This window comes from Ruegeria sp. K5 (assembly GCF_056531805.1).
Genome location: NZ_JBQFML010000001.1, coordinates 981,386 through 1,001,011, shown reverse-complemented (window position 1 = coordinate 1,001,011; position 19,626 = coordinate 981,386). Strand labels below are relative to the sequence as shown.

Annotated in this window: 22 protein-coding genes; 15 read left to right on the top strand and 7 right to left on the bottom strand. The window is 58.8% G+C overall.

Annotated features, from left to right (window positions below; all coding sequences use genetic code 11):
- Nucleotides 1-5 precede the first annotated feature (5 nt).
- Entirely contained in the window at nucleotides 6-1,880 is a 1,875-nt protein-coding gene (locus ACR0MO_RS05040; RefSeq protein ID WP_480889991.1) for an ATP-grasp fold amidoligase family protein, read from the top strand.
- A gap of 10 nt (nucleotides 1,881-1,890) precedes the next feature.
- Here ACR0MO_RS05040 and ACR0MO_RS05035 read toward each other — a convergent pair whose 3' ends face one another.
- Nucleotides 1,891-2,196 carry a DUF6476 family protein gene (locus ACR0MO_RS05035; protein WP_480889988.1) on the bottom strand — a complete coding sequence of 102 codons (306 nt, stop codon included), beginning with the start codon at nucleotides 2,194-2,196 and terminating at the stop codon, nucleotides 1,891-1,893.
- On the opposite strand from ACR0MO_RS05035, the gene ACR0MO_RS05030 reads away from it, so the two are divergent.
- The 4 genes from ACR0MO_RS05030 (at nucleotide 2,195) to ACR0MO_RS05015 (ending at nucleotide 5,730) form a co-directional block, all read left to right on the top strand.
- A complete protein-coding gene (locus tag ACR0MO_RS05030) occupies nucleotides 2,195-3,229 on the top strand; it encodes an RluA family pseudouridine synthase (protein WP_480889985.1) in 1,035 nt (344 codons plus the stop codon). The genes ACR0MO_RS05035 and ACR0MO_RS05030 overlap by 2 nt on opposite strands.
- A gap of 146 nt (nucleotides 3,230-3,375) precedes the next feature.
- Nucleotides 3,376-4,272 (top strand): RNA polymerase sigma factor RpoH, encoded by an 897-nt coding sequence (rpoH, locus tag ACR0MO_RS05025; protein WP_170451393.1) that lies wholly within the window; start codon nucleotides 3,376-3,378, stop codon nucleotides 4,270-4,272.
- Nucleotides 4,273-4,416: 144 nt separating this feature from the next.
- Nucleotides 4,417-5,391, top strand: coding sequence for a Gfo/Idh/MocA family protein (locus ACR0MO_RS05020; RefSeq protein ID WP_170621639.1), 975 nt, complete (start codon nucleotides 4,417-4,419; stop codon nucleotides 5,389-5,391).
- Between the two features lie 69 nt (nucleotides 5,392-5,460).
- Nucleotides 5,461-5,730, top strand: coding sequence for a DksA/TraR family C4-type zinc finger protein (locus ACR0MO_RS05015; protein ID WP_170451390.1), 270 nt, complete (start codon nucleotides 5,461-5,463; stop codon nucleotides 5,728-5,730).
- Nucleotides 5,731-5,810: 80 nt separating this feature from the next.
- On the opposite strand, the gene ACR0MO_RS05010 is transcribed toward ACR0MO_RS05015, so the two are convergent.
- The gene (locus tag ACR0MO_RS05010; RefSeq protein WP_170451388.1) at nucleotides 5,811-6,200 is read right to left on the bottom strand and encodes an ectoine synthase; all 390 of its coding nucleotides are present in this window, start codon (nucleotides 6,198-6,200) and stop codon (nucleotides 5,811-5,813) included.
- Nucleotides 6,201-6,217: 17 nt separating this feature from the next.
- Entirely contained in the window at nucleotides 6,218-6,967 is a 750-nt protein-coding gene (locus tag ACR0MO_RS05005; RefSeq protein ID WP_170621640.1) for an SDR family oxidoreductase, read from the bottom strand.
- Between the two features lie 116 nt (nucleotides 6,968-7,083).
- On the opposite strand from ACR0MO_RS05005, the gene ACR0MO_RS05000 reads away from it, so the two are divergent.
- Complete coding sequence (locus ACR0MO_RS05000; RefSeq protein ID WP_170451384.1) at nucleotides 7,084-7,962, top strand: LysR substrate-binding domain-containing protein; 879 nt, start codon at nucleotides 7,084-7,086, stop codon at nucleotides 7,960-7,962.
- A gap of 89 nt (nucleotides 7,963-8,051) precedes the next feature.
- Here the strand turns inward: ACR0MO_RS05000 and ACR0MO_RS04995 are convergent, their stop codons facing one another.
- The 3 genes from ACR0MO_RS04995 to ACR0MO_RS04985 all read right to left on the bottom strand — a co-directional run bounded on the left by ACR0MO_RS04995 (nucleotide 8,052) and on the right by ACR0MO_RS04985 (nucleotide 11,220).
- The gene (locus tag ACR0MO_RS04995; RefSeq protein WP_480889980.1) at nucleotides 8,052-9,872 is read right to left on the bottom strand and encodes a M3 family oligoendopeptidase; all 1,821 of its coding nucleotides are present in this window, start codon (nucleotides 9,870-9,872) and stop codon (nucleotides 8,052-8,054) included.
- A 98-nt stretch (nucleotides 9,873-9,970) separates the two neighbouring features.
- Complete coding sequence (locus ACR0MO_RS04990; RefSeq protein ID WP_480889977.1) at nucleotides 9,971-10,930, bottom strand: alpha/beta hydrolase; 960 nt, start codon at nucleotides 10,928-10,930, stop codon at nucleotides 9,971-9,973.
- Nucleotides 10,930-11,220, bottom strand: coding sequence for an SCP2 sterol-binding domain-containing protein (locus tag ACR0MO_RS04985; RefSeq protein ID WP_170451378.1), 291 nt, complete (start codon nucleotides 11,218-11,220; stop codon nucleotides 10,930-10,932). Before ACR0MO_RS04985 ends, ACR0MO_RS04990 begins: the two co-directional genes overlap by 1 nt.
- Nucleotides 11,221-11,250: 30 nt before the next feature.
- On the opposite strand from ACR0MO_RS04985, the gene ACR0MO_RS04980 reads away from it, so the two are divergent.
- The 8 genes from ACR0MO_RS04980 to ACR0MO_RS04945 all read left to right on the top strand — a co-directional run bounded on the left by ACR0MO_RS04980 (nucleotide 11,251) and on the right by ACR0MO_RS04945 (nucleotide 17,751).
- A complete protein-coding gene (locus ACR0MO_RS04980; protein WP_480889975.1) occupies nucleotides 11,251-11,859 on the top strand; it encodes a tetratricopeptide repeat protein in 609 nt (202 codons plus the stop codon).
- A 22-nt stretch (nucleotides 11,860-11,881) separates the two neighbouring features.
- Complete coding sequence (locus tag ACR0MO_RS04975; RefSeq protein WP_480889973.1) at nucleotides 11,882-14,695, top strand: helicase-related protein; 2,814 nt, start codon at nucleotides 11,882-11,884, stop codon at nucleotides 14,693-14,695.
- Nucleotides 14,696-14,785: 90 nt separating this feature from the next.
- On the top strand, nucleotides 14,786-14,977 hold the full coding sequence (locus ACR0MO_RS04970) for a hypothetical protein (RefSeq protein ID WP_170451372.1): 192 nt from the start codon (nucleotides 14,786-14,788) through the stop codon (nucleotides 14,975-14,977).
- A 6-nt stretch (nucleotides 14,978-14,983) separates the two neighbouring features.
- Entirely contained in the window at nucleotides 14,984-15,289 is a 306-nt protein-coding gene (locus tag ACR0MO_RS04965; RefSeq protein ID WP_170451370.1) for a hypothetical protein, read from the top strand.
- A gap of 8 nt (nucleotides 15,290-15,297) precedes the next feature.
- A complete protein-coding gene (locus tag ACR0MO_RS04960; RefSeq protein ID WP_170451368.1) occupies nucleotides 15,298-15,666 on the top strand; it encodes an RNA-binding S4 domain-containing protein in 369 nt (122 codons plus the stop codon).
- Nucleotides 15,667-15,732: 66 nt separating this feature from the next.
- Nucleotides 15,733-16,071, top strand: a complete 339-nt coding sequence (gene fdxA / locus ACR0MO_RS04955; protein WP_480889970.1) for a ferredoxin FdxA — start codon at nucleotides 15,733-15,735, stop codon at nucleotides 16,069-16,071.
- Nucleotides 16,072-16,355: 284 nt separating this feature from the next.
- The gene (locus tag ACR0MO_RS04950) at nucleotides 16,356-16,871 is read left to right on the top strand and encodes a CarD family transcriptional regulator (RefSeq protein WP_170451364.1); all 516 of its coding nucleotides are present in this window, start codon (nucleotides 16,356-16,358) and stop codon (nucleotides 16,869-16,871) included.
- 118 nt (nucleotides 16,872-16,989) lie between these two features.
- Nucleotides 16,990-17,751, top strand: coding sequence for a potassium channel family protein (locus ACR0MO_RS04945; RefSeq protein ID WP_170451362.1), 762 nt, complete (start codon nucleotides 16,990-16,992; stop codon nucleotides 17,749-17,751).
- Here the strand turns inward: ACR0MO_RS04945 and cobS are convergent.
- Nucleotides 17,748-18,512: an adenosylcobinamide-GDP ribazoletransferase gene (gene cobS / locus ACR0MO_RS04940; protein WP_480889967.1), complete on the bottom strand. Its 765-nt coding sequence runs from the start codon at nucleotides 18,510-18,512 to the stop codon at nucleotides 17,748-17,750. The genes ACR0MO_RS04945 and cobS overlap by 4 nt on opposite strands.
- Nucleotides 18,513-18,590: 78 nt before the next feature.
- Here cobS and cobT point away from each other — a divergent pair, with 78 nt between their 5' ends.
- Nucleotides 18,591-19,601: a nicotinate-nucleotide--dimethylbenzimidazole phosphoribosyltransferase gene (cobT, locus tag ACR0MO_RS04935; RefSeq protein ID WP_480889966.1), complete on the top strand. Its 1,011-nt coding sequence runs from the start codon at nucleotides 18,591-18,593 to the stop codon at nucleotides 19,599-19,601.
- Nucleotides 19,602-19,626: the final 25 nt, after the last annotated feature.

Below are 19,626 nucleotides of genomic sequence, written 5' to 3'. Positions count from 1 at the left end.
TTGGAATGCTCTGGCTGGAAGGACCGCTGAGTTTTCTCGAGCAGATGTGTCTGCTGTCCTTTGTGGCGAATGGGCACAAAGTGGTGCTGTTCCACTATGGCGAGGTCGAAAACGTACCCGAAGGTATCGAGCTGGTGTCGGCGAATGAAATTCACGAGCCGCAGCAATTCATAATGAACAACCAGTTCAAAACTCCGGTTCCGCAGTCGGATATCTTCCGGCTGCAACTTATGAAGAAAACCGATTTTCTGTGGTGCGATACGGATGTAATCTCGCTGGCCCCGATCCCGAAAGCGGATCATATTTTTGGGTATTTCAACAATACCACGATCTGCAACGCGATCATGCGGTTGCCATCTGGCAGTCCGGCATTGCGGGGTTACACTGAATACAGCCTTGATCCGTTCCCGATCCGCCCGTGGATCGAGGGTGAAGAGCGGGAAGAGCTGGAACGCCAGAAACGCACCGGTGAGCTGCCTCATGCGTCGGAACAAGCGCACAGTGTGTATGGGCCAGGCGTGCTGACATGGTTCCTGAGACATCATGGTGAGATTGAACACGCGAGCCCTGTTTCGGTGTTCTATCCCCTTCCGTTCCGGCACACGGGGCAGGCGAACGATATTTCCGCGCGCGACTTCCGACGGAAGTATCTAACGGACGAAACCCTTGCTATACATCTTTGGGGCCGTCGGATGCGGTGGTGGATCGCCAAAGGAATTAACCGTCATTCATTTTTGGATCGGCGATTGCGGGGATTGGGCATCCGCCCGGCGGATGCGCCGTTGCCGAGAAAGGGCAAGGGCGCTCCGAAGAAGATCGTGTTTCCGGGTGACCTGCCTGAATTGCGCATCAGCAAGGAAGAGATCAGTGCATCCACCAAAGGTGTTATGTCCGTTGCGCAGGTTTCCAATTCGGAACAATACCTTAAGGTCGCTCAGCTTGAACTGGACAAGATCAGAGAACGCGGTCTCTACGGTGTGAACAGCGAACCGCGCGCAGGACATCGACGGGGCTGGGATCATTATCAAAGCGACGTGTCCCGCATGCATGCCTTGTCGATGTCCTTATCGCGCTTTGCCAACAACCAGCGCTATTTGCCGGACTTGTCCAACCCGAAGACCGTGACGGAAAAACTATTGGTCATGAAGCTGTTTGCCGAGATGCCGGTTGTCTCTGCCGCGGATAAGCTGACTGCTGAAGGATATGTGCCGGACACGGCCAGACATCTTCTAACCCCTGTCAAACGGTACTGGAATTCACCAACGCCAGAGTTGCCGGCGGATATTGATCTGGAACCGGGTAGCTATTGGCTTAAGTGCAACAATGGTCAGGGTCAAAATCATCGTATGACCTGGCCCATGACCGCCGAAGAACATGATCTGGCCAACGAAAAGCTTGTCAACTGGAGCAAAAAGCCGGTCCCGCACGGATATTGGGCGGCCGAATGGTGGTATTCGACCATCGACACGCAATACTTCATCGAAGAAGACCTTGCCACCGAAGGCGAGGACATCATCGACTGGAAATTCTGGGTTGTCGCCGGGCGGGTGCAGCTTGTTCAGGTCGACCGGGATCGGTCTCGCGGGCATGTGCAGATGATCCACGACCGGGATTTCAACTTCATTCCCAAAGAGTTGTATTTCAAAACCAGTGAAGACACCGAGCCAAGGCCCGAACGGTTTGATGACATGGTTCAGATCGCCGAAGCGATTGGTCAGCGGGTCGAATTTGCGCGGGTGGATCTCTATGCGATTGGCGACAAGATTTACCTTGGTGAAATCACGCTCTGCCCCTTTGGCGGCAAGCGGCAGATGCGCACGCCCGAGTTGGACACGCAATTGGGGGAGGCTTGGACGGGCACGCGTTTGTTCCCGAACTAAAGTCGCGGGGCTATTCGACGGGGATGTCCTGACGCAACCGGCCAGTTGTCTTGTCGAAAATCAGAATGCGGTTGTCATCGGTCACCACCGCGTACCAGTTGTTGCCAATCGTGACCGCTTGCGCCTGTGTCCCATCGGGCAATTCGACCTGATCGGGCAGGGTGGGGGTGCGGTCCGTTAAGCGGATGACAATCAGTGCGAATGTCACTAGAACCCCGCCAATCATCACCGCGGTCAGCAGCATGACCATGCGCCGCAGCAATCGCAGTTGCGGCGTCTCTTGCGGTTCGTCTTGGGGGTCGGAAGGAACAGTCATGGGCACCCGCCAGATAGAGTTTCAGATCGCGGCCGATCCGCCGCCTCGTCTTGATAAGGCGCTTTCGCGGGATGTGCCAGCCGATGAGAACCTGTCGCGCACCCGATTGGCGCGTTTGATCGAAGAGGGCGCGGTGTCCATTGACGGGGTCACGATTCTCGATCCGAAATACAAAGTACCCGAAGGTGCTGCGGTGGCCATCACCGTCGCCGAAGCCGAAGACAGCCATATCGGCCCCGAGGATATTCCGCTGCAGGTTGTCTATGAGGACGCAGACCTGATCGTGATCAACAAACCGGCCGGAATGGTGGTGCATCCTGCGCCGGGCTCGCCCAATGGAACGCTGGTCAACGCTCTGTTGCACCATTGCGGCGAGGATCTTTCCGGGGTTGGTGGCGTCAAACGCCCTGGCATCGTTCATAGAATAGATAAAGAAACCAGTGGCTTGCTGGTCGTCGCTAAATCAGATGCAGCACATCACGGGCTGGCCGCTCAGTTCGAGGCGCACAGCGTCGAGCGTTATTATCGCGCCATCTGCTACGGGGTGCCCGATGCCAATGATCCGCGTTTGCGTGGGGTGAAGGGGGTCAGCTTCGAACCCGGCAATATCATGCGTTTGACGACTCAGTTGGCGCGGCACAAGACGGATCGGCAAAGACAGGCTGTGCTGTTCCATGGCGGGCGGCACGCCGTTACGCGGGCACGGGTCGTCGAGACGTTTGGCGCTCCTGCAGGGTTGGCACTGATCGAATGCTGGCTGGAAACCGGTCGGACACATCAGATCAGGGTTCACATGGCCCATGCCGGGCACGGGCTGGTCGGAGACCCGGTCTATGGCGGCAAGCGCAAGCTGGCGGCCAAAGCCTTTAACCCGATGACTGCCGAAGCCGTGCGCGCCTTTCCGCGACAGGCGCTTCATGCCGCTGTTTTGGGCTTTGAACACCCTGTAACGGGCGAAAACCTGCGGTTTGAGGCCGAATTACCAGAAGATATGCAGAATTTGATCGACACCCTGCGCACACCGCTGACATAATCCGCAAACTGTCGTGAGTAAGGCTTTCTTATCTTTCCTTTACCTAAGCTTAATTCCAAACTGTTAACGGTACCTCTTGAAAGGGGTGGGTTCCTTACCTATCTCCTATGTTAAAGACTTAAACATTTGTCGGAGGGACATCATACATGGCCAATTACGCAAATCTCCCCGCACCGACGCCCGAGGGCGGCTTGAACCGCTATATGCAGGAAATCCGCAAGTTTCCTCTGCTTGAGCCGGAAGAAGAATACATGCTGGCCAAGCGTTGGGTCGAAGAGCAGGACACTGAATCCGCGCATAAAATGGTGACATCGCACCTGCGCCTGGCGGCCAAAATCGCCATGGGCTATCGCGGCTATGGCCTGCCGCAGGCCGAAGTGATTTCCGAAGCGAACGTGGGCCTGATGCAGGCCGTCAAACGGTTCGACCCGGAAAAGGGTTTCCGCCTTGCCACGTATGCAATGTGGTGGATCCGCGCCTCGATCCAGGAATACATCCTGCGGTCCTGGTCGCTGGTCAAGCTGGGCACGACCTCGGCGCAGAAAAAGCTGTTCTTCAACCTGCGCAAGGCCAAGGCCCGCATTGGTGCGCTGGAAGAGGGCGATCTGCGCCCCGAGAATGTCGCGCAGATTGCCAATGATCTGGGCGTGACCGAAGAAGAAGTGATCAGCATGAACCGCCGGATGTCGGGCGGCGATGCCTCGCTGAACGCGACCGTCGGATCCGAAGGCGAAGGTACCATGCAATGGCAGGACTGGCTTGAGGATGAAGACGCAGATCAGGCCGGTGATTATGAGGCGCGCGATGAACTGGACGCGCGGCGCGAGTTGCTGGCAGCCGCTTTGGAAGTTCTGAATGATCGCGAGAAGGACATTCTGACTCAACGCCGGTTGATGGATCAGCCCGTTACATTGGAAGAGCTGAGCACACAGTACAATGTCAGCCGCGAACGCATCCGCCAGATCGAGGTGCGCGCCTTTGAAAAGCTGCAGAAGAAGATGCGCGATTTGGCGCGCGAGAAGGGTATGCTCGGCACTGTCTGAACGGGCTGCTTGTGAACAGGATGACCGGCTCAACCCTGTTGGGCCGGTTTTCTTTTGGCTGATCCCGGCGAAACCTGCATGACAGCGCAACCTTCTGCCGTTAAGTAGAACCCAACTTTGGTTGCGCTAACGGCGGAGGGGGAAATGCAGAAACCGGTTCGATGGGGCGTTCTTGGGGCCTCGAAATTTGCGCGTCAGTATCTGGCCCCGGCGATCCACGCGGCGGACGGTGCGCAGCTTTACGGGCTGGCGACCTCGGATCCTGCGAAGGCCACTCCGTTTCAGGCGTTCTGTCCGGATCTGAACGTTTATGACAGCTACGAGGCGATACTGGCGGACCCGCAGATCGATGCGGTTTATATCCCTCTGCCAAACCACCTGCATGTAGAATGGAGCCTGAAGGCGCTGGATGCGGGCAAGCATGTGCTGTGCGAAAAGCCCATGACCATGCGCGCTGATGAGTTCGACGCTTTGATTGACAAGCGCGACCAGACCGGTCTGCTGGCGGCTGAGGCTTATATGGTCGTCCACCACCCGCAGTGGCAGTTGACCCGCAAGCTGATCGCCGACGGGGCCATTGGCAAACTGGCGCATGTGACCGGCGCGTTCAGCTTTGATAACCGCGCGGACACTGGAAACATCCGCAACAAGGCGGAAACGGGCGGGGGTGGCCTGCGGGATATCGGCGTTTACGTGATCGGCTCGACGCGCTTCGCGACAGGGCAGGAGCCGGGCAGCGTTCAATCTGCGATCCGTTGGGAAAACGGGATTGATGCCTTCACTGAGATTCGGGCGCAATTCCCCGACTTCACCTATTCGGCCTATGTCTCGATCCGGATGCACCCGCATCAGGAGATGGTGTTTCACGGCGAAGGCGGCGTGATCCGCCTGACCGCCCCGTTCAACGCGCGGGTCTTTGGCGAGGCGCGGGTTGAACTGCACCGCCCCGGGCTTGAGGTGCAGGTCACGCGTTTTCCGGGCGACGATCACTACAAACTGCAGATCGAGGCGTTTTGTCGATCCGTGCGCGAGGGTGTCGATTACCCTTGCCCGCTGGAATTCTCGCACGGGACGCAACAGATGATCGATCAGGTGTTTGACGGGGCAGTGGCCCTGTAACTTGCCTCCATAACTTGCCATAGGCGCTGGCTCGGTTATCCTGTCACCCTTCGGAACAGGAGAGGACCCATGGCAGGCGGCTGGGCACGCGACGGTGCGGTAAGCGAACAGATCGAGGCGTCGATTTCTGACGAACTGGCCCGGATGCAGGCGCAAAAGCGACCCGAGGGCGAAAGCCTGACCCATTGCGCGGAGTGCGAGGAACCGATCCCCGAGAAACGTCGCGCCGCGCTGCCGGGTGTGAAGCTGTGTCTGGAGTGCCAGCAGGAGCGGGACAGCAGTTTCAAGTCGCGCGGCGGGATCAATCGGCGGGGGTCCAAGGATAGCCAGTTAAAGTGACCTGTGTTGTGGCTGCTTTGACCCCATCTCAGCCGATGTTGCAATTTGCATAAATCGCGGACCTGCCCGAAACATTGCTGTCAGGATTCATCTAACGCATAACTGCCGTCTTCGCGGTGCACTTCTCGCCCGCTGAGGGGCGGGGTAAAGACGCAGACCAGTCGCAGATCACCATCTGTGGCGCGCACGATGTGCCGGTCATGCTGATCCAGGGCATATAGGGTAAATGGTTCAAGCGGATGCCAGGTTTCGTCGTTGAACGCCCTGATCTGGCCCCTGCCTTCGATGCAATAACACGCCTCCAGATGATGGGTGTATTCAAGCTCAAGCTCGGCACCCTTCTTGATAATCGTATCCGTCAGCGTAAATCCCATGCCGTCAGATGCCAGCAATAGCCGCCGGCTTTTCCACCCCGGGCCGGAAACGTCCCGATCTGTGCCAAGGATATCTTTGAGCGTCTTTACAATCATCTTTCGCCGCCTCGTTGTTATCGTACCGCGCGGTTCATCCCGCCGTCGGACAGTATACTCTGACCATTAATGTATCTGGCCCCCTCGCTGGCGAGAAATACGCAGGCCTGTCCAATCTCCTCGAATGTCGCGGGACGCTGCGCGGGGATTTCCCGGCGGGCCCGTTCGGACAGGTTCACGTTCTCGCAGAATCCCGGCAGCAGATTGTTCATGCGAATGTTGTGCCGTGCATAGCGGTCGCCGTAAAGCTTTGAGAAACTGTGCAGAGCACCGCGCAGCATGCTCATGGGGTAGGGCGCACGCGGCTCGATCGTGTTCATGGAAGAGATGTTCACGAATGCACCGCCGCCCTGTTCGATCAGGATGGGCGTGACGATGCGGGCGATCTTGACGACGTTCAGCACATACATGTCCAGACTTTCGTGCCAAAGCTCATCGCTCAGCTCCAACAGTGGCCCGTCAAAATCAGGATCGAAGCCCACGGTTTTGATGGCTTCCGGAACCGTCCCGCCATGACCCATATTGCTGACGATGGCATCGATCCTGCCATACTTGCTCATGGTTGTGTCGATCATTGCCTGCAGATCATCGATATCCAGCACCGAGCCTCGGCGGCCAATGCCGCCAAGTTCTTCGGCCAATTCCACAGACCGATTGGATGGGGACATCAGCGAGACCTTGTAGCCTGCCTTTGCCATTTCGATGGCACAGCCCCGGCCAATGCCTTGTCCGGTCCCTGTCATAAGTGCAACTTTGACGTCAGCCATAGTGTGTCCTTCCCGTGCGAAAGTTGTGTGAGGTTTTTTGAGTTAACGGCAGAATAACCCTGCAGGTTTAAGCGGACCTATCGAGTTTATCGGGCATAGCTGTTAGGTTTCCTCACATGACGGAAAACCTCAGACACCTGCGCGCGCTTCAGGCCTTTGACGAAACCGCAACCCATTCGAGCCTGTCCAAGGCCGCAGATGCGCTGAACGTCACGCACGGGGCGATCAGTCGGCAGATCAAACTGCTGGAACTGCATCTGGGTGTGACGCTCTTTCACCGTCGCCCGAATGGCGTTGAACTGACCAAGGCCGGGGAACGCCTGTATCACTCGACACGCGGCGCCTTTTCGGCCTTGCAACTGGGCGTGGCCGAGGTGAAGCGGCTGCATCACCGCCAGTCGATCACTGTGTCTTTGTCCACATCTCTGGCGCTCAAATGGCTTGTGCCGCTGCTGGGTTCGTTTCAACAGGAACATCCGGGGATCGCATTGTTGCTGGATACAAACGATGCCTTTGCGGATTTCGATGCGTCCGAGGTCGATGTCGCCCTGCGGTTTGGGGAGCCGGGTTGGGACGGGCTGTATCACGAGCAAATCAGACAAGAAGACCTGATTGTCGTGGCCGCGCCGTCCCTTGTTGGGAAAACGCGCTTGCCGATGCGGCCCGAGGATGTGGCGGACCTGCCTTTATTGCACGATGCCTTCAATGTCGGCTGGGAAAGCTGGGCCGCACAAGTCGGGTTGAACCCTGATCGGATCAACGCGCAGAGCATCAAATACGTGGACAGTGCTGTTTTGTTAGAGGCGGCGATAGACGGACAAGGTGTGGCGCTGGCCAGACATCTTTTAGCGGAAAGGGATTTGAACCTTGGCCGATTGATCCGCCTTGATGAAAGCCGTGTTCCTCTGGATCGTGGGCTCTACTTTGTCTGCCGCCCCGGCGATCAGGAGAGGGTCACGGTGAGAATATTCAAGAAGTGGCTCATGTCCCTTTGATCACCGGGCTCCCATCGAAGCCCGGCGAATGCGGTCAAAAGCCCGGTTTGTTGCGCAAAGCGTGGTCGTCAATCCTTTGAAGGGCCGCTTTAGCCCTCCATCGCCTCCAATTCATCGATGAAGCCCGAGATCATCGACAGGCCCTTGTCCCAGAACTTCGGATCGCTCGCGTCCAGCCCAAACGGGGCCAGCAGTTCCTTGTGATGTTTCGACCCACCAGCGCGCAGCATCTCGAAATACTTGTCTTCGAACCCCTCGGCACCGCTTTCGTAAACGGAATAGAGCGCGTTCACGAGGCCGTCGCCAAAGGCATAGGCGTAGACGTAGAAGGGCGAGTGGACGAAGTGGGGGATATAGGCCCAGAAGGTCTCGTACCCTTCCATGAATTCAAATGCCGGACCAAGGCTTTCGGCCTGAACGCTCATCCACAGGGCGTTGATGTCATCCGGGGTCAACTCGCCTTCGCGGCGTGCGGCGTGCAGTTTGCATTCGAAATCGTAGAAGGCGATCTGGCGGACCACCGTGTTGATCATATCCTCGACCTTGCCGGCCAGCAGCACCTTGCGTTGCTCGGGCGTTTCGGCCTGATCCAGCATCTTGCGGAAGGTCAGCATTTCGCCAAACACCGACGCCGTTTCAGCCAATGTCAGCGGCGTGGATGACAGCATCTCACCCTGATCCGCGGCCAGAACCTGATGCACGCCGTGGCCCAGCTCATGCGCCAGGGTCATCACGTCGCGCGGTTTGCCCAGATAGTTCAGCATCACATAAGGATGCACGTCAGTCACGGTTGGATGCGCAAAGGCGCCGGGCGCCTTACCCGGTTTCACCGCTGCATCGATCCAGCCTTTCGAAAAGAAGGGCGAGGCGATCTCTCCCATACGCGGATCAAACGCGTTGTATGCGTCCATCACCGTCTTTTCGGCCTCATCCCATCCAACGATGCGGGTGTCTTCCATCGGCAGGGGCGCGTTGCGATCCCAGACCTGCATGACGTCCAGATCCAGCCATTTGCGTTTCAACTCATAGTAGCGATGGCTGAGTTTGGGGTAGGCGGCCACGACGGCCTCACGCAGGGCCTCGACCACTTCGGGTTCGACATCGTTCGACAGGTGGCGGCCGGTTTGAGCTGTCGGCATGTTGCGCCGGCGGTCTAGGATCTCTTTCTCCTTGGCCTGCGTGTTGTGCACACGGGCGAAGGTTTTGATGTTGTCCTGAAATACGCTAGCCAGCTCGCGCGCTGCAGCCTCGCGTTTGCTGCGGTCCTGCTCGGTCAGCAGGTTCAGGGTGCCTTCGATGTTCAGTTTTTCACCATCGACGGTAAAGGTCAGCCCGGCGATGGTTTCATCGAACAGGCGTTCCCATGCGTCACCGACGACGCCCAGATCGTGCAGAAACTTTTCCAACTCGTCGGACAGTTGATAGGGTTTCATCGCGCGGATGCGGCGGAAGACCGGCTCGTACCGGGCCAGATCGGCATTGGCGTCGAAATGCCCCTTCAGCACATCGTCGTCGATGCGGTTAAGTTCCAGCGTGAAGAAGACCAGCGGAGTGGTGAAGATCGTGATCTTCTCCTGCATGTCCGACAGGAATTTGGCGCGGTCGGCATCGGTGGTCAGCTGGTAATAGCGCAAGCCCGCGAAGGACATGATCCGCCCGGCGATCGCGTTGATCTTTTCGTTGCGCAGCACGCAGGTCAGCAGGCCGTTGGCGTCCAGTTCGGCCAGCTTGCCTTCGTAGTCCGCAGCAAAAGACGCACATTCGCCTTCCAGCCATCCCAGATCGCGATCCAGCTCGGGCGCGTCTTCTGCGGTGTAGAGATCGCTCAGATCCCATTCCGGCAAGTTGCCCAGATTGTCGGCACCGCCGACGGCATTCGCATCACGGACGGGAAAGGGAAGGTCGCGCATAGATCACCTTTTGAAGACTGCTTTGGCAAACATCTAGGGCTGGCGCGCGGGGATCACAAGCGGCCAGTTTGCACACAGGTAATCAATACAAGTGGGGGCTAGGGTGTACCGTTGGATTGATTGGCCAGAAAATGCGCCGCGAGTTGGTCCAGAACCGGTCCGCGCACGTCGGGGGCCTCCATCAGAACCTCGTGTTCGCCATCCGGTATCTCGACCAGCTTCCCGTTGGGCCAGTTGGCCATACGCGCACGGATTGCCTTGCGATCCACGATCTGTTCGTGACTGCCCAAAAAAGTCAGGCAGGCTGTGTCCGGGGCAGGCTGATCCATCAACCAGGCGCATTCGTCCAGTGACTCGCGCAGCCACAGGTTTGACGGTGCGCCAAGCGACAGTTCGGGATGCGCCTCTAGCTGATCCTGCATCATCTTGTACATGACCGGATCGCGGGTCAGGACGTTGCCCTCGAACGGTTGCGTCAACACATAGCTGTCCAGCGAAGTTGTCGGCGGCGTCCGTTCGCCCAACCCAAGGGCCGTTCCCCAATACGCGGTGACACGGCTGAGCGGTTTCATGATCGGCGTGAAGAAAATGCCCCACATCGGCCCCGTGAAGGCGCACGCGGCAAAGCAATTCTTCTCGATCACCGCACGCAGGCCAATGGCACCGCCCATCGAGTGGCCGATGACATACCAGGGTTTCGGCAGGTCAAGCTGTGTCGCCAGATCCAAAACCGCATTCACATCGTGCTGATAGTCCGGGAAGTGGTCGACGTGACCCACACGCGGGTTGTCCAGCAGGCGATCCGCCAGACCCTGGCCGCGCCAGTCGACGGCAAGCATGGCAAAACCGCGTTCTGCGAACTCACCCGCTGTGCTGCCGTATTTCTCGATATATTCCGTTCGGCCCGGAAACATGAAGACCGTGCCGTGCGTATTGCCTTCGGGCCGCCAATGGCCCACGCGGATACGCTTTTGATCTGCGGTGTGCAGCCAATGGGCCGCACCACCAGCAGGACCGCCGGCCACATCTTCGAACAAGGGGGCCGGCGACAATTCCATCAGGCCAGCACCGAGGCAAGTTTCATGGCAATGCCCATGTCACCGTCCACGCTCAGTTTGCCCGACATGAACGCGCCCGTCGGGTTCAATTCACCGCTGAGGATTTGTTCGAACGTATCAGCATCGGCGGTCAGGGTCACATCTGCGTCTTCATCGCTGACGCGTGCGCCGTCTGCATCCAGAACGATGGCGCCGTGCTCGGCAATCGCAAACTTGGCCGAGGCGTCAAACGCGCCACCCGACAGTTTTTCGTTTAGTGCGGCTGCCGCCTTTTCAAGAATCTCGCTCATGGTGTTCCTCATTTAGTTAGTGCGCCGTGAATGGACATCCGCGGTCGCAACGCTACACTGACGATTGTTATGGGCATTGCAATGATCAATCTCAAAGGTACCGTTGCGGCACTTGCCGTACTAGTCATGTTTTCCGGAGTTTCTGCCGCTCAGCAGGCCGATTCCCGGGATGAGTCGCAGTTGCTGCAACAATTGGCGCAATCAACGCCCGAGCAGGCCATTGGCCTTGATCGGCAGTTGCAGGCGCTGTGGTCGCAATCGGGGTCGGCCTCGGCGGATCTGCTGTTGGAACGCGGGCGCGACGCGTTGGATGAGGGCGACGTTGACGCAGCTATCGAGCATCTGACCGCTCTGACGGATCACGCGCCCAATTTCGCGGAAGGCTGGCATCTGCGCGCCTCGGCGTTTTTTGGGCTAGAACGGTTCGGTATGGCTGCGGCCGATCTGGAATATGCCCTGACCCTGAACCCCAACAATTACGAAGCGATCTATGGTCTGGGTCTGATTTTCGAGGTCGTTGGAAAGCCCGAACAGGCATTCGATGCCTATTCGCGCGCGCTGGCTATACATCCGCACCACGAAGAAGTAACCAATGCCGTGAATCGACTGAAGCCTCAGGTCGAGGGCTCAGCGCTCTGACGAACCGGGGCAGGGGGCAAAGGTGAGCGGGTCATCCCGAATAGTGGCCGTACTTGGCCCGACAAACACAGGCAAAACCCATTACGCGATCGAACGCATGCTGGGGCACCGCACCGGTGTCATCGGCCTGCCGCTGCGCCTGCTGGCGCGCGAGGTCTACGACAAGATCGTCGCCATTCGTGGCCCCTCGGTCGTGGCGCTGGTCACGGGCGAGGAACGGATCGTGCCGCCGCGCGCGCAGTACTGGGTCTGCACGGTCGAGGCGATGCCCGAAGGCATGGGCGCCGATTTCGTGGCCATCGATGAAATCCAGCTTTGCGCCGACCCCGAACGCGGCCATGTGTTCACCGACCGCCTGCTGCGCGCGCGTGGCACCAATGAGACGCTGTTTCTGGGCTCGGACACCATGCGCGGGCCAATTGCAGCGCTGGTCCCAGAGGCGCAGTTCGTTCGCCGCGAACGCATGTCGCAGCTGGTCTATGCCGGATCCAAGAAAATCAGCCGGATGCCCGCGCGCAGCGCCATCGTCGGCTTTTCGGTCGATAACGTCTATGCCATCGCCGAGCTTTTGCGCCGCCAAAAGGGCGGGGCTGCTGTGGTCATGGGCGCGCTCAGCCCGCGCACGCGGAACGCACAGGTTGAACTCTATCAAAATGGCGAGGTTGATTATCTGGTCGCAACTGACGCCATTGGCATGGGCCTCAATCTGGACGTGAACCATGTGGCGTTTTCGTCCCTGACCAAATTCGACGGCCGCCGGATGCGCCCCCTTGCGCCCAACGAGTTGGCGCAGATCGCAGGTCGGGCAGGGCGCGGCATGTCCGATGGCACCTTTGGCGTGACCGGAGAGGCCCCGCCGCTGGACGAAGGCGTTGCGCAGGCGATCATGGACAGCCGTTTCACGCCGATGAAAAAGCTGAACTGGCGGAATGCCGCTTTGCGGTTCGGCTCAGTTGACGCGCTGATCGACTCGCTTGAGGTCAGCCCGAATGACGAACACCTGATCAAGGCGCGGCCTGCCGACGACCTGAACGTGGTCAAGTCGCTGTCGCAAGTGACCGAAGTGGCGGCCCGCGCCAGTGATGGTCCGTCGATCCGCCTGCTGTGGGATGTCTGCCGAATCCCCGATTTCCGCGGCATCAGCCATGCCGAACATGCTAGCCTGCTCGAGGTGATCTATGGCCACCTGCACGAACGCGGAGGCATCCCCGACGACTTCATGGCGCGGCAAATCCGCCGGATTGACCGGACCGACGGCGATATCGATGCATTGTCCAAAAGGTTGGCATATATTCGCACCTGGACATATGTTGCGCAACGAAACAACTGGGTACGCGACGAATCGCATTGGCGTGATGAGACGCGCACTGTAGAAGACAGGCTGTCGGACGCTCTGCATGACCGTCTGACCCAACGATTTGTGGACCGGCGTACATCCGTATTGCTGCGCCGGCTCAAACAGAAGGAGGCCCTTTTGGCCGAAGTAAATGACAAGGGTGAAGTGACCGTCGAAGGCGAATTCGTCGGTCGTCTGGAAGGGTTCCGGTTCTCGCCGGACAAAAGCGCGCAAGGGACCGAGGCGAAAGCTTTGAAATCGGCGTCCTTGCAAGCACTCGCGCCGCAATTCCATCTGCGTGCCGACCGCTTCTACAACGCGCCCGATACCGAAATTGATTTCACCGATCAGGGTGGCCTGATGTGGGGCGAATATGCTGTCGGCAAACTGGTTGCCGGGGCTGACCCCCTGAAACCCGTGGTCGAGGTTTTTGTGGATGAGGCCGCAGGCCCCGATGTGGAACAGAAGGTTCAGCGCCGCCTGCAGCATTTCATCGACCGCAAGGTTGCCGCGCTGTTCGAGCCGCTGCTGAACCTGTCGCGGGACGAGGAACTGAGCGGTCTGGCCAAGGGCTTTGCCTTCCGCATGGTCGAGGCGCTGGGCGTGCTGCCCCGCGCGCAGGTCGCGCAAGAGGTCAAGGATCTGGATCAGGACGCCCGTGGCGCGCTGCGCAAGCATGGCATCCGTTTTGGTCAGTTCACCATCTTCATGCCGCTCTTGCTGAAACCCGCACCGACGCGCCTGCGTCTGGTTCTGTGGGCGTTGGCACAAGGCCTGCAGGAGTTTCCGGATGCACCGCCTCCGGGTCTGGTCACCGTGCCGGTCGCCAAGGATGCGCCGCAGGGCTATGACACCATGTGCGGCTACCGCGACGCGGGCGAACGCTCGATCCGGATCGACATGCTGGAACGTCTGGCCGACATGCTGCGTGCCGAGGACAGCCGGGGCGGGTTCGAAGCCAAGCCCGACATGCTGTCGATTACCGGCATGACGCTGGAGCAGTTTGCCGACCTGATGCAGGGGCTGGGCTACAAGGCTGAACGTGGCGAGCGCGAGAAAGTCAAACCTGCGCCCGTCGAACAGCCTGCTGAACAGCCTGCGGCAGAAACGACCGAGCAACCCGCCACCGAAGAAACCCCGGCAGCCGAAGCCGTTGCGGAAGAGGTCGCCGCACCCGCCGAGGCGTCAGCCGAGGCCACCGACAGCACCGAGGCGGCAGCCGAGGCACCCGCATCAGATGAACCCGAGGTCGAGGTCTTCTACACCTTCACCTGGGGTCGCCAGCGCCAGCAATCCCGTGGCCCGCGCCGCGAGCAGGGGCAGGGCAAGGGCAAACCGCGCGGCAAGCCTCAGGACGGACGCGGCAAACCGCAGGGCAAGAAAGGTGGCAAGCCGCAAGGCTCCAAGACCTTCTCGTCGCGGCCTCCGAAAAAGGAAAAGGCCATCGATCCCGATAACCCGTTCGCTGCCGCGCTGATGGGCCTGAAGGACGGTAACTGATCGTTATCCAGCCTTTGGCGTTTTTTCTTGCAGGTTTCCAGAGGGTTCCTATATCATAAAGGCCAGATGGATTTGAGGTGGAATAGCGATATGCCCGCTCAAAGTAAGAAAGTTAAAAAGAAGTTCTCCTCCCGCGACATGATCGTTAACGGGGGGGTTCCCGCTTTGGGCGCGTGTGCGGCAGTTTTGGCTGTTTCCGGCCCGATGGCGCTGGCGGTTTTACTGGGTGCGGCTGCCGGTGTGTCAGGTGTTGTCCTGACAAATGAAATTCCTCAAAAGTAAGACAAAATGCCAAAATCCCTGACGATTTCCCTGGCGGCCGCCTTGATAGGAGTGGCCGTCTACTACTTTTGGACATTCGGGAACGGCGTCACGGAAACCCAAAATGACTTCATTGCCGTCGCGGTGAATTTCTTCAATATATCGGCGATCATTTGTCTGTTTTTCATTTTGGCAACCTGCGAAAAATCTTCAGCCGAAGAATTTGGCGGGGTCATGCGGGACAATATTTCCACAATCGTTGTGGCATTGTTCATAAATGTGATCATGACCGGCTATGATCTGCTGTTGAAATTCAACTTACTTACACCCTGAAGGTCATCATGACCACTGATACCAAGCTCCGGATCGACAAATGGTTGTGGCAGGCGCGGTTCTTCAAGACCCGCAGCCTGGCCGCCAAACAGGTCAGCGGCGGTCACGTGCGTTTGAACGGAAACCGGGTGCTGAAACCGGCGCAAGCGGTGGCGCCCGGTGATGTTCTGACCTTCCCGCAGGGGCGTATCGTCCGGGTTGTACGCGTCGAAAAGCTGGGCGAACGCCGCGGTCCGGCCCCCGAGGCGCAAACGCTTTACTTCGATATGACGGAAAAACGGGAAAGCCCTCCTGAAAATCCGGGATATGAGGGAAAAGGTCGTCCAACCAAGAAAGAACGCCGCGCGCTTGATCTTTCTCGCACCCACAAAGGGTGATCCTCTCTTGAAGAGGCGCGCAGACTGAATTAGCTAGACGCCCAAACCGCTAATGGGAATCCCACCATGACCTATGTCGTCACCGAAAACTGCATCGCCTGCAAATACACCGACTGTGTCGAAGTATGCCCGGTGGACTGTTTCTACGAGGGTGAGAATACGCTGGTCATCCACCCCGATGAATGTATCGATTGCGGCGTGTGCGAACCCGAATGCCCCGCCGATGCCATCCGCCCCGATACCGAGCCGGGGATGGAGCAGTGGGTCGAGTTCAACCGCAAGTTCTCGGAACAATGGCCGGTTATCGTGACCAAGAAAGACCCTCTGCCCGGCGCGGAAGAACGGGATGGCGAAGAAGGCAAGATGGAGAAGTATTTCTCTGAAGCTCCTGGCGACGGCGGCTAAGCGATTCGCCTGAACCGCGTTGATGTGATTTCAGCGCCAACGCGGGTTAGCCTGTTGAAAACAGGCCGAATAATGAAATTTTACCTTAGGTAAACTTTCGGGTGTCGCATTTTTGTGATATACTCCGATCCTACATGATGACTGAGATTGGGATGTACTCCGTAAGTATGCTCGCTTTGGAGTTCTGATTTTGTGACGAATATGCCGCCAGACGGGGCTGAACCAGACCCCGCTTGTGGCGTTTTGTCGTCTGCGTCCCGGTCCGTAACCAAGGAATAAACTGAATGACAAAGTCGAAAAAGCTTGAGTTCCGCCCCAACGACTATGTTGTCTACCCCGCCCATGGAGTGGGCCAGATCATCTCGATCGAGGAGCAGGACGTCGCGGGTTTCTCGCTCGAGCTGTTTGTCATCTCATTTGAGAAAGACAAGATGACACTGCGGGTGCCGACCAACAAGGTCACCGAATCCGGTCTGCGGTCGCTCAGCTCGCCTGACGTGATCAGTCAGGCGATGAAGACGCTGAAGGGCAAGGCCAAGGTGAAACGCGCCATGTGGTCGCGTCGGGCGCAGGAATATGAACAAAAGATCAACTCGGGCGATCTGATTTCAATCGCCGAGGTGGTCCGCGACCTGCACCGCACCGACGATCAGCGCGAGCAGAGCTATTCCGAGCGTCAGCTGTACGAAGCCGCGCTTGAGCGTCTGACCCGCGAAGTCGCCGCCGTTTCCGGTGCCGGAGAGATTTCGGCTGCCAAGCAGGTGGATGACGTTTTGACCTCGCGCGCTGCCGCTGCCTAAGTTTGCGACGCTTGAATTGGAAAGGCCGCCCTGGCACCGGGGCGGCCTTTTTCGTTGCTTGGTGGATTTCTGAAAACCGGCTAGTTTTGCTGTAGATGCAAGCAGATACAGGCTCGGGATGAAGCAGACGGTCAAGTTTCTTTACATTGGCAAGGACCCGGTTTCGGTCTGGTTCCGATATGGGCTGATCCTGTTCGACGTGGCGACAATCGTGTTTTTTGTCGCCACGGCCCATTTCCCGCATGGGCCATGGGTGACGGCGATCAGCATCATACTTGGCTTGCTGATCATGCTGGATTTTTCAGCCCGGATGTGGATATCAAAGGACCGGTGGAAGCTGCTGCGCCAGATTTACACGCTGGCCGATATTGTTGTGATCGTATCGCTTGTGCTTGATCCGTTTCTGACAGGCAATCTGGCATTCCTTCGTATCCTCAGGGCCCTGCGTCTGATCCATTCCTATCATCTGCTGCGCGATTTGCGGCGCGACAGCAACTTTTTCCGCACGCATGAAGACGCTGTTATCGCAGCTATCAACCTGCTGGTTTTCGTCTTTGCAACCTCGACCGCTGTGCTGGTGTTCTTCATCCCCGAGAACACGCCAAACCCCTATATTGATGCGCTGTATTTCACGATGGCGACCCTGACCACGACAGGGTTTGGCGACATCACGCTGTCCACGCCGTGGGGCAAGCTGTTTTCGGTTTTTATCATGGTGGTTGGCGTGGCATTGTTTGTGCGGCTGGCGCAGGCGATCTTCATGCCGCAGAAAGTGCGCCACAAATGCCCCAGCTGTGGCCTGTACCGGCACGACCCGGACGCGGTGCATTGCAAACATTGCGGTTGCACCCTGCACATCAAGACGGGCGGCGTTTCCTAGATCAAAGCGGTCAGGGCGATCAGGAAAGTGATCTCGGCCAGTTGCTGGGACGCGCCCAGAATATCCCCGGTCTGCCCGCCGATCTTGGCTTTGGCGACAAGCGCCAACCCCGCGACACCCAACGCCGCGCACAGGGCAGGCAGTAGGAATTGCGCACCGATCAGCAGCAGACCGATAGCAAGAGCCAAACCCAAGGAAATTACAACGGCCATAAAGGTCGGCGCGCCAACAGAATGGCTTAGCCCCGATTGCCGTGCGTTCGGCAGCCCGGCCATCAGAACGGGCATGACAGCGCGCGAAAACACGCAGGCCGCCAAAATACCCCAGACCGCGCCGGCAGCCAGAAGGCTTGCGATTGCCGAAATGCGGATCAGTTGCGAACCAATCATGGACAACACGCCATAGGTCCCGATTTGGCTGTCCTTCATGATCTCCAGCCGCCGTTCGCGCGTGAACCCGCCCCACAGCCCGTCGAACGTGTCGGCCAACCCGTCCTCGTGCATCGCTCCGGTCGTCATGATCAGGGTTGCCACCAGCAACGCGGCGCAAATGAATGGCGGCACCGAAAGCGTCAGCGCGATCCAGCCGACAAAGCAGGCCAATGCGCCGATCACCAGCCCGACGATGGGAAAGGCCCAAACCGCCTGTGCCTGACGGGCAAATACATGCTTAGGCAAGCGGGGAAGGGGCAGGCGAGTCAGCAGGACCAGCGCCAGCGGTATATCCCGTACGGAAACCGGATTGGTGTCGTTTTTATGCACCCTCGCGCCTTTCGGGGTCTTGTTGGTATCTCAGCTTCGGTTAAACACACAGGACCACTCTGATGCAATGAGGCTTTGATGCTGCCCGAACTGAATGATTTGAACACGTTCCGCGAAGCGTTGACCAACGCGCCGGAACCGGACACCGCCGCGGCGACCGGAGCAGCCGAGCGTAATGGTCAGTTGACCAAACCCCCCGGCGCGCTGGGGCGGCTTGAGGATTTGGCGATCTGGTACGCGTCCTGGCGCGGGGATGCACGGCCACAAATTGAAGCCCCTCAGGTCATCGTATTTGCGGGCAACCACGGGGTGACGGCGCAGGGCGTTTCGGCCTTTCCGCCCGAGGTCACCGTTCAGATGGTGATGAATTTCGAACATGGCGGCGCGGCGATCAATCAGTTGGCCAAGGCAGCGGGGGCCAAGATGGACGTCCACGCGCTGGAACTGGATCGCCCCACGGCGGATTTCACGCAAGAGCCTGCCATGACCGAGGCCGAACTGCTCAGCGCTCTGCAAACCGGTTGGAATGCCGTGGACCCGCAATCCGATCTGCTGGTGGTCGGCGAGATGGGGATCGGCAACACCACCCCCGCAGCGGCCATTGCCTGTGCGCTATTCGGCGGGGATGCCTCGGACTGGACCGGGCGCGGGACCGGTGTTGACGATGCGGGCCTTGCCAACAAAACCCGCGTTGTGGCCGAAGGCGTGGCACGCCATGCCGGCGAGGATGGGCTGGAAGTTCTGCGCTGCCTCGGCGGGCGCGAGATAGCGGCAATGGCAGGCGCTATCGCCGCTGCGCGCGTCCTGCGTATTCCGGTCATCCTGGACGGATTTATCTGCACCTCAGCCGCCGCGTGCTTGGCGCGTGTGTCCGCCTCGGCGCTGGATCACGCGGTTGCCGGTCACCAAAGCGCAGAGGGCGCGCATGGGGCCATGCTGTCGAAGCTGGGCAAGGATCCCCTGCTGAGCCTTGGTCTGCGGTTGGGCGAAGGCTCGGGCGGAGCCCTGGCGATCAACATCCTCAAAAGCGCGGTTGCCTGCCATTCGGGCATGGCAACCTTTGCCGAGGCAGGCGTTTCGGACGGATAAACAAAGCGCCTGACCCGGGCTGCGG

Bases quoted from the DNA above. Each gene is read 5' to 3' on its own strand.
- ACR0MO_RS04980 (WP_480889975.1), top strand. From the start codon at position 11,251: ATGGACATCCGCGGTCGCAACGCTACACTGACGATTGTTATGGGCATT.
- ACR0MO_RS05020 (WP_170621639.1), top strand. From the start codon at position 4,417: ATGCAGAAACCGGTTCGATGGGGCGTTCTTGGGGCCTCGAAATTTGCG.
- ACR0MO_RS04990 (WP_480889977.1), bottom strand. From the start codon at position 10,930: ATGGAATTGTCGCCGGCCCCCTTGTTCGAAGATGTGGCCGGCGGTCCT.
- ACR0MO_RS05030 (WP_480889985.1), top strand. From the start codon at position 2,195: ATGGGCACCCGCCAGATAGAGTTTCAGATCGCGGCCGATCCGCCGCCT.
- ACR0MO_RS04950 (WP_170451364.1), top strand. From the start codon at position 16,356: ATGACAAAGTCGAAAAAGCTTGAGTTCCGCCCCAACGACTATGTTGTC.
- ACR0MO_RS04985 (WP_170451378.1), bottom strand. From the start codon at position 11,220: ATGAGCGAGATTCTTGAAAAGGCGGCAGCCGCACTAAACGAAAAACTG.
- ACR0MO_RS05035 (WP_480889988.1), bottom strand. From the start codon at position 2,196: ATGACTGTTCCTTCCGACCCCCAAGACGAACCGCAAGAGACGCCGCAA.
- ACR0MO_RS05040 (WP_480889991.1), top strand. From the start codon at position 6: ATGCTCTGGCTGGAAGGACCGCTGAGTTTTCTCGAGCAGATGTGTCTG.
- rpoH (WP_170451393.1), top strand. From the start codon at position 3,376: ATGGCCAATTACGCAAATCTCCCCGCACCGACGCCCGAGGGCGGCTTG.
- ACR0MO_RS04995 (WP_480889980.1), bottom strand. From the start codon at position 9,872: ATGCGCGACCTTCCCTTTCCCGTCCGTGATGCGAATGCCGTCGGCGGT.
- ACR0MO_RS04945 (WP_170451362.1), top strand. From the start codon at position 16,990: ATGAAGCAGACGGTCAAGTTTCTTTACATTGGCAAGGACCCGGTTTCG.
- ACR0MO_RS04970 (WP_170451372.1), top strand. From the start codon at position 14,786: ATGCCCGCTCAAAGTAAGAAAGTTAAAAAGAAGTTCTCCTCCCGCGAC.
- ACR0MO_RS05005 (WP_170621640.1), bottom strand. From the start codon at position 6,967: ATGGCTGACGTCAAAGTTGCACTTATGACAGGGACCGGACAAGGCATT.
- ACR0MO_RS05010 (WP_170451388.1), bottom strand. From the start codon at position 6,200: ATGATTGTAAAGACGCTCAAAGATATCCTTGGCACAGATCGGGACGTT.
- cobT (WP_480889966.1), top strand. From the start codon at position 18,591: ATGCTGCCCGAACTGAATGATTTGAACACGTTCCGCGAAGCGTTGACC.
- ACR0MO_RS04965 (WP_170451370.1), top strand. From the start codon at position 14,984: ATGCCAAAATCCCTGACGATTTCCCTGGCGGCCGCCTTGATAGGAGTG.
- ACR0MO_RS05000 (WP_170451384.1), top strand. From the start codon at position 7,084: ATGACGGAAAACCTCAGACACCTGCGCGCGCTTCAGGCCTTTGACGAA.
- fdxA (WP_480889970.1), top strand. From the start codon at position 15,733: ATGACCTATGTCGTCACCGAAAACTGCATCGCCTGCAAATACACCGAC.
- ACR0MO_RS05015 (WP_170451390.1), top strand. From the start codon at position 5,461: ATGGCAGGCGGCTGGGCACGCGACGGTGCGGTAAGCGAACAGATCGAG.
- ACR0MO_RS04960 (WP_170451368.1), top strand. From the start codon at position 15,298: ATGACCACTGATACCAAGCTCCGGATCGACAAATGGTTGTGGCAGGCG.